The sequence below is a fragment of the Caulobacter sp. FV2ps19 genome (genome assembly GCF_058681035.1).
The window spans coordinates 1,908,291-1,917,378 of the sequence record NZ_CM178729.1 but is presented as its reverse complement, the minus strand read 5'-3'; the positions used below and the strand labels follow the sequence as shown (position 1 = coordinate 1,917,378).

Annotated in this window: 15 protein-coding genes; 2 read left to right on the top strand and 13 right to left on the bottom strand. The window is 65.7% G+C overall.

Features of this window, described 5'->3' with window-relative positions; all coding sequences use genetic code 11:
- The first annotated feature begins 11 nt into the window (after window positions 1–11).
- Both grxD and ACW18B_RS09115 read left to right on the top strand, forming a co-directional pair.
- A complete protein-coding gene (gene grxD / locus ACW18B_RS09120) occupies window positions 12–353 on the top strand; it encodes a Grx4 family monothiol glutaredoxin (RefSeq protein WP_492051270.1) in 342 nt (113 codons plus the stop codon).
- Window positions 350–769 (top strand): acyl-CoA thioesterase, encoded by a 420-nt coding sequence (locus ACW18B_RS09115; protein WP_492051269.1) that lies wholly within the window; start codon window positions 350–352, stop codon window positions 767–769. Before grxD ends, ACW18B_RS09115 begins: the two co-directional genes overlap by 4 nt.
- Here ACW18B_RS09115 and ACW18B_RS09110 read toward each other — a convergent pair.
- The 13 genes from ACW18B_RS09110 to ACW18B_RS09050 form a co-directional block, all read right to left on the bottom strand.
- Window positions 753–992, bottom strand: coding sequence for a hypothetical protein (locus ACW18B_RS09110; protein ID WP_492051268.1), 240 nt, complete (start codon window positions 990–992; stop codon window positions 753–755). The two genes, ACW18B_RS09115 and ACW18B_RS09110, sit on opposite strands and share 17 nt — an antisense overlap.
- A gap of 15 nt (window positions 993–1,007) precedes the next feature.
- Window positions 1,008–1,364 carry a hypothetical protein gene (locus ACW18B_RS09105; RefSeq protein ID WP_492051267.1) on the bottom strand — a complete coding sequence of 119 codons (357 nt, stop codon included), beginning with the start codon at window positions 1,362–1,364 and terminating at the stop codon, window positions 1,008–1,010.
- 82 nt (window positions 1,365–1,446) lie between these two features.
- The gene (gene htpX, locus ACW18B_RS09100) at window positions 1,447–2,376 is read right to left on the bottom strand and encodes a zinc metalloprotease HtpX (RefSeq protein ID WP_492051266.1); all 930 of its coding nucleotides are present in this window, start codon (window positions 2,374–2,376) and stop codon (window positions 1,447–1,449) included.
- A 10-nt stretch (window positions 2,377–2,386) separates the two neighbouring features.
- Window positions 2,387–2,692: a TFIIB-type zinc ribbon-containing protein gene (locus ACW18B_RS09095; protein ID WP_492051265.1), complete on the bottom strand. Its 306-nt coding sequence runs from the start codon at window positions 2,690–2,692 to the stop codon at window positions 2,387–2,389.
- 531 nt (window positions 2,693–3,223) lie between these two features.
- Window positions 3,224–3,841, bottom strand: coding sequence for a 30S ribosomal protein S4 (gene rpsD / locus ACW18B_RS09090; RefSeq protein WP_492051264.1), 618 nt, complete (start codon window positions 3,839–3,841; stop codon window positions 3,224–3,226).
- A 151-nt stretch (window positions 3,842–3,992) separates the two neighbouring features.
- Window positions 3,993–4,298 carry a hypothetical protein gene (locus ACW18B_RS09085; RefSeq protein ID WP_492051263.1) on the bottom strand — a complete coding sequence of 102 codons (306 nt, stop codon included), beginning with the start codon at window positions 4,296–4,298 and terminating at the stop codon, window positions 3,993–3,995.
- Window positions 4,291–4,533, bottom strand: a complete 243-nt coding sequence (locus ACW18B_RS09080; protein ID WP_492051262.1) for a hypothetical protein — start codon at window positions 4,531–4,533, stop codon at window positions 4,291–4,293. Before ACW18B_RS09080 ends, ACW18B_RS09085 begins: the two co-directional genes overlap by 8 nt.
- Window positions 4,534–4,636: 103 nt before the next feature.
- A complete protein-coding gene (locus ACW18B_RS09075) occupies window positions 4,637–5,011 on the bottom strand; it encodes a hypothetical protein (RefSeq protein ID WP_492051261.1) in 375 nt (124 codons plus the stop codon).
- Window positions 5,012–5,095: 84 nt separating this feature from the next.
- Complete coding sequence (locus ACW18B_RS09070; RefSeq protein WP_492051260.1) at window positions 5,096–5,269, bottom strand: type II toxin-antitoxin system RelE/ParE family toxin; 174 nt, start codon at window positions 5,267–5,269, stop codon at window positions 5,096–5,098.
- A 79-nt stretch (window positions 5,270–5,348) separates the two neighbouring features.
- Complete coding sequence (locus ACW18B_RS09065) at window positions 5,349–5,528, bottom strand: antitoxin (RefSeq protein ID WP_492051259.1); 180 nt, start codon at window positions 5,526–5,528, stop codon at window positions 5,349–5,351.
- 51 nt (window positions 5,529–5,579) lie between these two features.
- Window positions 5,580–6,413: an S-formylglutathione hydrolase gene (gene fghA / locus ACW18B_RS09060; protein ID WP_492051258.1), complete on the bottom strand. Its 834-nt coding sequence runs from the start codon at window positions 6,411–6,413 to the stop codon at window positions 5,580–5,582.
- Between the two features lie 153 nt (window positions 6,414–6,566).
- Window positions 6,567–7,676 carry an S-(hydroxymethyl)glutathione dehydrogenase/class III alcohol dehydrogenase gene (locus ACW18B_RS09055; RefSeq protein ID WP_492051257.1) on the bottom strand — a complete coding sequence of 370 codons (1,110 nt, stop codon included), beginning with the start codon at window positions 7,674–7,676 and terminating at the stop codon, window positions 6,567–6,569.
- Window positions 7,677–7,745: 69 nt separating this feature from the next.
- Window positions 7,746–9,023 carry a DUF1254 domain-containing protein gene (locus tag ACW18B_RS09050; protein ID WP_492051256.1) on the bottom strand — a complete coding sequence of 426 codons (1,278 nt, stop codon included), beginning with the start codon at window positions 9,021–9,023 and terminating at the stop codon, window positions 7,746–7,748.
- Between the last annotated feature and the right edge of the window lie 65 nt (window positions 9,024–9,088).

The following is a 9,088-nucleotide window of genomic DNA, read 5'->3' as shown; positions in this document are numbered from 1 at the left end:
ATCCGCCCGCCATGACCGACGTCGCCTCTTCCCCCGCCCTCGACTTCATCGCCAAGACCGTGGCCGATCACGCCGTGGTGCTGTTCATGAAGGGCGTTCCCGATCAGCCGCGCTGCGGCTTCTCGGCGGTCAGCGTCCAGATCCTCGACCATCTGGGCGTCGAGTTCATCGGCGTCGACGTGCTGCAGGACGACGACCTGCGCCAGGGGATCAAGACCTTCACCGACTGGCCCACCATCCCCCAGCTGTATGTGAAGGGCGAATTCATCGGCGGCAGCGACATCATCCGCGAGATGTTCCAGTCGGGCGAACTGAAGACCCTGATGACCGAACAGGGCCTGATCGCGTCTTGAGCCGCCTGTTCGTCCCGCCGGGCGACGCCTTCTCCATGACCTTCACGCCCACGGCGGCGAACATCGATGGCAATGATCACGTCAATAACGTGGTCTATCTGGCCTGGGCCCAGGACCTGGCGATCGCCCACTGGGAAGCCTGGACCGCACCTGAGCAGCGGGCGCCGTGGAGCTGGGTCGCCCGTCGGCACGAGATCGACTATCGCCGCGAGCTGCGCCAGGACGAGATCGCCACCGGCTATACCTGGGTGGGCGAACTGAAGGGCCCGCGCTTCGAGCGCTATGTCCGCATCGACGGCCCCGACGGCGAAATGTGCGCCCAGAGCCGCACCGACTGGGTGCTGATCGACGTCGCCGCCAAACGCCCGGCCCGGGTGCTGGACTGGATGGTCGAGCGGTTCACGCCGAAGGGGTAGTCGGCGACTTCGACGGCCGGTAGATCTTCAATCGCCGCAAGCCGTTGCACTTCGAACAGAAGCCCAGCGTGTGCGTCTCGCCGAACGCCTTGTAGCGAATGCCGCCCGCCGCCAATAACGACTTTTGGCGGCCGCAGGTGGTGCAGCGAATCTTCCATTCAGCAGACTCGCGCGCGATGTCGGTACACAGATTCTGGACGGCTCGCTTGATCGCCTTGAACATGGCTCGAGGATGCTATTACAGCGCCGGATTGGCCACTGCGAACCGCTCGCCGCGCCTCAGGCCCAGCTCCCGATAGGTGAACGCCACATCCGTCGTCCCGACCGCGCCAGATCGACAGGTCTCCAGCCGTCGGCGCGCGAAGGCCAGCACTGCCCGCCCCGGGGTCCGGTCGAGGTAGAACACGATATCGGCCCTGTCGGTGCAGCCCCGCGAGGCCAGCCGCACGATCAGCCCCTGACGCCCCGACGTCACCCCGACGGCTTCAAGCTCCGGCCAGATATCTTCTGCCGCCACAAGACTGGGCCGCGTGGCGCAGCCGGCCGCCATCAGGGCCAGGCCAGAGACCAGAAAGGTTCGACGCGAGAACGGCATGGACGGCTGAAGGATCCCCTGGTGCAGGGTGATCCTTGGCGACAGACCGCCCGCGCGCAATGGCGTTCTTACTCCGAGCCGATCAGCTCCACGGCCCCGCCGGCTTGCCACCGCTGACCGGCACGGCCGTGCCGGCGCGGCGACCGCGCACGCCCTGCCCCACGCCCAGGGCCATGAGCGCCTCGATGCGATTATGGGTGGCCGGGTGGGTCGAGAACAGGTTGTCGGCGCCGTGGCCGTTCAGCGGGTTGATGATGAACATGTGGGCCGTGGCCGGATTGCGCTCGGCCTGATGGTTCTCATAGCCGCCGCGGGCATAGGCCTCGATCTTCGACAGCGCCCGGGCCAGGGCGGCCGGATCGCCACCGATCTGCGCGCCGATACGGTCGGCCTCATATTCGCGCGAACGGCTGATGGCCATCTGCACCAGCATCGCCGCGATCGGGGCCAGGATGGCGATGGCGATCGCGCCGATCATGCCGCCGGGACGATCCTCGTCATCGCGGCCGCCGAAGAAGAAGGCGAAATTGGCCAGGGCCGAGATCGCGCCGGCGATGGTGGCCGTCACGGTCATGGTCAGGGTGTCGCGGTTCTTCACATGGGCCAGCTCGTGGGCCATGACCCCGGCGATCTCGTCGCGGTCCAGCATGGCCAGCAGGCCCGTCGTAGCGGCCACGGCGGCGTGCTGCGGGTCGCGCCCGGTGGCGAAGGCGTTGGGCTGATCGTTCTCCATCACGCAGACGCGCGGCCGCGGCAGGCCGGCCTTGTCGGCCATGGCGTGTACGTCGATCACATAGTCGCGGATGCGGCGGTCGGCATGGCTGGGATCGACCTCGACCGCGCCATAGGTCTTGAGCACGATCTTGTCGGCGTTCCAGTACGAAAAGGCGTTCAGACCCACGGCGAAGACCAGGGCGATCAGCATGCCGGTGGGTCCGCCGATCATGAAGCCCGCGCCCATGAACAGGGCGGTCAGGCCGGCCAGCAGGATGTAGGTCTTGAGATGGTTCATGGCTTTCACGTCAATCGAAGATGTCGAACAGGTCAAAGCGTTTTTTCTTGTGGTGACCCGGGTGGCCATAGCGGCCTGGGTCGTCCTTGTAGCGGCGCGGCTCGTCGTAGCGCTGCTGGGCGTATTGCGGCTGGGGCGCGCGCTCCTGGGAACGCTGGGCCTGTGCGCCGTCCGCATGTTCGAGAGCCATCAGCTTTTCCAGCTCGCCGCGATCCAGCCAGACACCCCGGCACTTGGGGCACATGTCGAACTCGACGCCGGCGCGTTGCACGGCCTGCATGGATCCATCGCAGTTAGGGCACATCAATAGCGGCATGTTCGGGCTCCTGTCCGTTGGGACGGGTGCTCTCGACTCTAGATCCAGACCGGGGGGGGGGGGAGAACAACCGGACCCAGACATCGAGAACACCCGATGCGGTCCGACATCACGAGTGCTTGCATCACTCGCCAGAGGGGCCCGGCCCGCTCCCTAAAGCTAGGCAGGCGGCATGGGGGTTCAAGGGGAGGCGTTGAAAAAAGATGGCGCCGCTGGGCAGCGGCCATCGCACATGGGAGATTGGCCGCTTCAAGCTGGGATGGGGCTCAAAAAATCTTGCCTTCCTGGGCCTTGTGCCCAGGATCCATGTTTGAGGCAGGTCGTGAATTGGGGCGCATGCGCGGCTGAACAGCCCAGAACACAGACTCAAACTCGCGTTAGCGGCGCCATGGGTCCTGGGCGCAAGGCCCAGGAAGGCTAAATCTTTCTGGCGCCTAATCCATTTGCGATAGCCCCCCATGGGGAGCATCCCAACGAAAAAGGCCCCGGGTTTCCCCGGGGCCTTTCCGAAAGTCGTTCGAGGTTCGACGCTTACGAAGCGTAGAATTCGATAACCAGGTTGGGTTCCATCTTCACCGGGTACGGCACTTCCGACAGTTCCGGAGCGCGCACGAAGGTGGCCGACAGGCCCTTGACGTCGACGGTGACATATTCGGCGAAGTCGCGTTCGGCCGAGACAACGGCTTCCAGCACCAGGGCCATGTTGCGCGAACGCTCACGGACGGCGATGACGTCGCCGGCCTTGCAGCGGTAGGAGGCGATGTTGACGCGCTTGCCGTTCACGGTCACGTGGCCGTGGTTCACGAACTGGCGGGCGGCGAACACGGTCGGCACGAACTTGGCGCGATAGACGATGGCGTCCAGGCGCGACTCGAGCAGCGAGATCAGGTTCTCGGCGGTGTTGCCCTTGCGACGGGCGGCTTCTTCGTAGGTGCGCGAGAATTGCTTCTCGGTCAGGTTACCGTAGTAGCCCTTCAGCTTTTGCTTGGCGCGCAGCTGCAGACCGAAGTCGGAAACCTTTTGCTTGCGGCGCTGGCCGTGCTGGCCGGGGCCGTAGGACCGCTGGTTGACCGGCGACTTGGGCCGACCCCAGAGGTTTTCGCCCATACGGCGATCGATCTTGTACTTGGCGCTATGGCGCTTGGACATGTGTAGCTCTTCAGTTCGATCCGGGCCGGCGCCTCAAGAAGTAGAGGCGCGATCTCAACGGCGGCGTCGCATCAGTCCGTCATATATTTCCGCGCCACACGGCGAGCCGGCGACGGGAAGGCGCGGTTTATGACGGAGGGGCGGCGGGGAGTCAATCGGCGTGAGAGATCACGACCTCTCCAGTGGGACCGACATAACGCAGCGTGTAGGGACGCAGAAAGGTTCGCCCCAACAGAGCCTGATGCCATTGGCCGCCTATTTCCAGTTCGACGCCAGCGAACGGCTGAAACAGCATCTGCTTCAAGAGAGCCGCGCCATATGGATGTTCACGCGCGTCGCCCCGCCGATGCCACTTGCGATTCGCTGGTCGATGACCGGCAGTCGGGCCGAAACGAACCAGCAGATCCTGCGCGAGTTCGCTCTTCCCGTCCTTGAAGCCCGCCTGCGTCTCAGCCATGGGCCGGGCGGTACATCACCGAAGCCGGCAGATTGACCATCGCGGCCCCCACCTGGCGGATCAGATACGGCCCGCGCTCGAACCGCTCCACGGCCTGGGTCGCGGCGTCCTCGAACGTCTTGCAGACAGCGGCAAGCGCGCCGGAATGAAAGACGACCCATTCGCCGAAATGCTCGGCTTCCAGATCGGCCTTCATGGCGTCGAACGCGACGATATCGTTTTGCAACACGGACATGACCTGTCTTGCCTCTTGGCCATGAAACACTGAAAGGCCACGCGAGATCAACGCGAACCGCCTTTCGGAGGGCGCCCCGAGTCGCCGCGTTCGACGACAGCCCCTAAGGCCGCACCAGCGGGTTGCGCACCCGCACCTTGGCGCCGCGTTCGACGCCGTAGGCGTCTAGCGGGAAGCGCAGGTCGACGCCCTCGGCGATCAGGGCGCGGCAATTGTCGGGACGTTTGCGGGTGAAGGTGAAGGTGGCCGCGCCGTCGCGGTGGCTGCTGTCGACCGCGAAGTCGGCGGCGTTGGTGCAGCCATTGGAGGAGACCCGGATCACCAGGGCGTCCTTGTCGATCATCGCGCCGTGAATCGGCTCCAGATCGGACTTGCTGACATTGACCGACATGTCGGGATGGTCGTCGGCGTCGATGATCACGCAGGCCGAGGTGGTGAAAGCCAGCGCGATGACGGCGGCGAGTGGTGCGAATTTCATGGTGATAAGTCCCCACCGGTCGAAACTTGACCGTGGAGCCAGATGAGCGGTCGCCGCCTGAACCGTGGATGAATTACCGAAAGTTCACAACTGGGCCGCGTGCCGGATACGGATGATGGTCACCCTATCGCCCATGACCTGATAGCGGATGATGTAGGGCGAAATAATCACCAGCTCCCGTATCGTCGCTGTGACCAGACGACTCCGATCAGGGGGGGTCACAAGACTGTCCCCGGCCACCCGAAGCCTGCGAGCCATGCGCTGCGCGGCGAGAGGGCTGAACTGGCCGATATAGGCCCGGATCGCAAAAAGTCGGAAAGCGCCCGGCGCGACCAGACTACTTCAGCCACGACGCGGGCATGGGCTTTTCGTCTGGCGTACCCCAGGTCTCAAGCCAGGCCGAGACCTCGGCATGGGGTACGACCCGGCCTGCAGCGATGTCCGCCAAACCTTCGGCGTCCGCGGCATCTTCGGACGCGATATCTATTTCATCGAAGATGGAAGGCTCGGGAACCATGGTGTCATGGCTAACACAATCCACGTCAGTGACAACGGACGCCGCAAAAAATTACAATTTTTGCGCGTGCCAGGCGAGGTGCTCGCCGATGAACGAAGTGATGAAGAAGTAGCTGTGGTCGTAACCCTCCTGCCGCCGCACCGTGACCTTGCGGCCGGCTTTCGCGGCGGCGGCTTCGATCAGTTGCGGCTTCAGCTGGTTCTCCAGGAAGCTGTCGGCGAGGCCCTGTTCGATCAGGATATCGTCGAAGGCGTCCCCTGCCCCGTCCTCGATCAAGGCGCAGGCGTCGTGCGCCCGCCACAGACCGCGATCCTCGCCGAGATAGGCGGTCATCGCCTTGTCGCCCCACGGGCAGTTCAGCGGCGAGACGATGGGCGAAAAGGCGCTGACCGACCTGAAAAGGTCGGGGTTGCGCAGGGCGATCGTCAGGGCGCCATGCCCGCCCATCGAGTGGCCAAAAATCCCGCGCCGGCCTGCGTCGAGCGGGAAGGCGCCGTCGACGGCCTCCAGCAGGTCTTTCGTCACGTAGGAATACATCTGGAAGTGCGGAACCCAGGGCGCTTCAGTGGCGTCGACATAGAAGCCCGCCCCCTGCCCCAGATCATAGGCCGGATCGTCGGCCACGCCTTCACCGCGCGGCGAGGTGTCGGGCGCGACGATGGCGATCCCGAACCGGGCGGCGTGCTCATAGACGCCCGACTTGGTGGTGAAGTTGTCTTCCGTGCAGGTCAGGCCCGACAGCCAGACCAGATAGGGAAACGGCCCCTCCCCGTCCGGCGTCCACACCGTGAACTTCATCGGCGTGCCGGTGCTGGCGCTGGCGTGCCTGCAGTAGCGCAGGGCGCCGTCGTGCAGGCGGTGGGTGGCGGTGATTTCGACGGTCATGGCTTGCTCTCCTCCCTTCCCCCTGGATGGGGGAAGGGTCGGGGATGGGGGTGAACAGCGTTGGCGGGCGTCACCGCGGCAGCGCTCTATCCTGAAGCGGGGGTCCCCCCCACCCCTACCCCTCCCCCATCAAAGGGGGAGGGAGAAGGTAGACTAGAACGTCACCACCGTCCGGATGCTCTCCCCGGCATGCATCAGGTCGAACGCCTTGTTGATGTCTTCCAGCGGCAGGACGTGGGTGATCATCGGGTCGATCTGGATCTTGCCGTCCATGTACCAGTCGACGATCTTGGGCGTGTCGGTGCGACCGCGGGCGCCGCCGAAGGCCGTGCCTTTCCAGACCCGGCCGGTGACCAGCTGGAACGGACGGGTCGAGATCTCTTTCCCCGCCTCGGCCACGCCGATGATGATGCTTGTCCCCCAGCCGCGATGGCAGGCTTCCAGCGCCTGGCGCATGACCGTGGTGTTGCCGGTGGCGTCGAAGGTGTAGTCGGCGCCGCCGTCGGTCAGGGCCACCAGATGGGCCACGATGTCGCCGTCGAGGGTCTTGGGATTGACGAAATGGGTCATGCCGAACTGCCGGCCCCACGCTTCACGGTCGGGATTGATGTCGACGCCGACGATCATGTTGGCGCCGGCCAGGCGAGCGCCCTGCAGCACGTTCAGGCCAATGCCGCCCAGGCCAAAGACGATGACATTGTCGCCGGGCTTCACCTTGGCCGTATTGACCACCGCCCCGACCCCGGTGGTGACGCCGCAGCCGCAGTAGCAAGCCGACTTGAACGGCGCGTCCTTGCGGATCCGGGCCACCGCGATCTCGGGCAGCACGGTGTAGTTCGAGAAGGTCGAGCAGCCCATATAGTGGTGGATGGTCTGGCCCTTGTAGGAGAAGCGGCTGGTGCCATCGGGCATCAGACCCTTGCCCTGGGTGGCGCGAATGGCCGTGCACAGGTTGGTCTTGCCGCTGAGGCAGCTTTTGCACTGGCGACATTCGGGCGTGTAGAGCGGGATCACGTGATCGCCCACGGCCAGGCTGGTGACGCCGGGTCCGACCTCGACCACTACGCCCGCGCCCTCATGACCCAGGATCGAGGGGAACAGGCCCTCTGAGTCCAGACCGTCCAGCGTATAGGCGTCGGTATGGCAGACGCCGGTGGCCTTGATCTCGATCATCACCTCGCCGGCCTTGGGGCCTTCCAGATCGACCTCGACGATCTCCAGCGGCTGCTTGGCGGCGAAGGCGACGGCGGCGCGGGTTTTCATCGGGGGGTTCTCCGGTTCTTGAGTCGGCGGCCAATCTGCCGCCGACCGCCGTCCGGGTCGAGCCCCCCTCTAGACCTTCTCGATCGGCGCGAAGCGGAACGGGCCGTTGATCAGCTCCGACTTGGGCAGGTAGGTCCGCAGATACATCGCGAACGGACCGCTCTTGGGCGCGGGCAGCCAGTTGGCGCTGCGCTCGCCGCCGGGATCGGTGCGGCCGATCCACAGGTCCACCGAGCCGTCGCCCTTGCGCTTCAACCCCGCCGTACGGTCGCCGATCGCATAGCGGCCCAGCGGGTTTTCGGTGAAGAAAAACTGCCCGTCCGGCATGGCCTCGTACATCGACAGCGACCAGAACCCATCCAGCGGCATCTCGGCCGGCAAGGTCAGCCGATACAGGCCATCGCCGGTGAACGTCCCCGCCCCGTCATCGCCCGCCGCCTTCATGTACATGGCCTCGGCCACCGGCAGGGCGCCCAGGCCCATCAGGGCCACGATGGCGCGATAGATATAGTCCTGGCCAAAGTCGCCCAGATTGGCGCGCGGATAGGCCCAGCCGTCGGTGAAGGTCTGCTGGCCCTTGGCGAAGGTCGTGATCATCCTGGCGGTGTCGACGCCGTCGGCGGCGGCGGCGGCGTCGAACGGCCCCGCACCCAGGAAGGCCGAGGTGCGGCGCAGGATTCGCTGGTCGGTGGGCGGGGCCGGATCAGCGGCGAGCAGCTGACGGGCGGCGGCGAAGTATTCCGCCGGGGCGGCGTCCCGGCCGGCATAGACCGCCGGCGGCGGCGCGGCCGGGCCCTTCAGCCCAAAGCCGTCCTGCACCTTGTGCACGGCCGGCAGGTCCGCCTCATCGGCCACAAGAACCCGGATCAGCAGCCAGGCGTGGGCGGTGGCGATCCGCGTCGGATTGGGACCCGTCGCGGCCTGGCCGGGCCCGACCAGGGTGAAGGTTCCGCCCTGCCCGCCGATCGTCCGCGTGCCCAGAACCACGCTGTTGTTGGTGAACATGTCCATCACCGCCACCGAGTAGTAACGCGTCCCGATGGGGGGGATGGTCAGGGTGGCCGGGCCCTGGGTCAGGTCGAGGAAGGCGATCGAATAGAGGGTGTCATTGTTGGGCGTCGTCACCCGGCGGCTGGTGTGATCCGCCAGCACCCGGTTGTGATCCAGCCGATTGATCGCCGCGCCCGGCGCCTTGAGCATCCGGGTCCGCGCGGTCGCCATCTCGATCATCGGCAGGGCGTAGAGCCAGGCGTCGCGCGCCGCGGCGGCGTCGCCGCCCTCAGCGTGCGCCAGGCCGGGGGCCAGGCCCAGGACGCCGGCCAGGGCCAGCAGTTCGCGACGGTTCATGGCGTGTCTCCCAAACGCTCGTTTGAGAAAGACTAACCTCGCGAGCCCGCCCTGTCTCGCAATTT

Excerpts from the sequence above, each read along its gene's own strand:
- grxD (WP_492051270.1), top strand. The coding sequence starts at position 12 with ATGACCGACGTCGCCTCTTCCCCCGCCCTCGACTTCATCGCCAAGACC.
- ACW18B_RS09110 (WP_492051268.1), bottom strand. The coding sequence starts at position 992 with ATGTTCAAGGCGATCAAGCGAGCCGTCCAGAATCTGTGTACCGACATC.
- ACW18B_RS09105 (WP_492051267.1), bottom strand. The coding sequence starts at position 1,364 with ATGCCGTTCTCGCGTCGAACCTTTCTGGTCTCTGGCCTGGCCCTGATG.
- htpX (WP_492051266.1), bottom strand. The coding sequence starts at position 2,376 with ATGAACCATCTCAAGACCTACATCCTGCTGGCCGGCCTGACCGCCCTG.
- ACW18B_RS09095 (WP_492051265.1), bottom strand. The coding sequence starts at position 2,692 with ATGCCGCTATTGATGTGCCCTAACTGCGATGGATCCATGCAGGCCGTG.
- rpsD (WP_492051264.1), bottom strand. The coding sequence starts at position 3,841 with ATGTCCAAGCGCCATAGCGCCAAGTACAAGATCGATCGCCGTATGGGC.
- ACW18B_RS09085 (WP_492051263.1), bottom strand. The coding sequence starts at position 4,298 with ATGGCTGAGACGCAGGCGGGCTTCAAGGACGGGAAGAGCGAACTCGCG.
- ACW18B_RS09080 (WP_492051262.1), bottom strand. The coding sequence starts at position 4,533 with ATGTCCGTGTTGCAAAACGATATCGTCGCGTTCGACGCCATGAAGGCC.
- ACW18B_RS09075 (WP_492051261.1), bottom strand. The coding sequence starts at position 5,011 with ATGAAATTCGCACCACTCGCCGCCGTCATCGCGCTGGCTTTCACCACC.
- ACW18B_RS09070 (WP_492051260.1), bottom strand. The coding sequence starts at position 5,269 with ATGGCTCGCAGGCTTCGGGTGGCCGGGGACAGTCTTGTGACCCCCCCT.
- ACW18B_RS09065 (WP_492051259.1), bottom strand. The coding sequence starts at position 5,528 with ATGGTTCCCGAGCCTTCCATCTTCGATGAAATAGATATCGCGTCCGAA.
- fghA (WP_492051258.1), bottom strand. The coding sequence starts at position 6,413 with ATGACCGTCGAAATCACCGCCACCCACCGCCTGCACGACGGCGCCCTG.
- ACW18B_RS09055 (WP_492051257.1), bottom strand. The coding sequence starts at position 7,676 with ATGAAAACCCGCGCCGCCGTCGCCTTCGCCGCCAAGCAGCCGCTGGAG.
- ACW18B_RS09050 (WP_492051256.1), bottom strand. The coding sequence starts at position 9,023 with ATGAACCGTCGCGAACTGCTGGCCCTGGCCGGCGTCCTGGGCCTGGCC.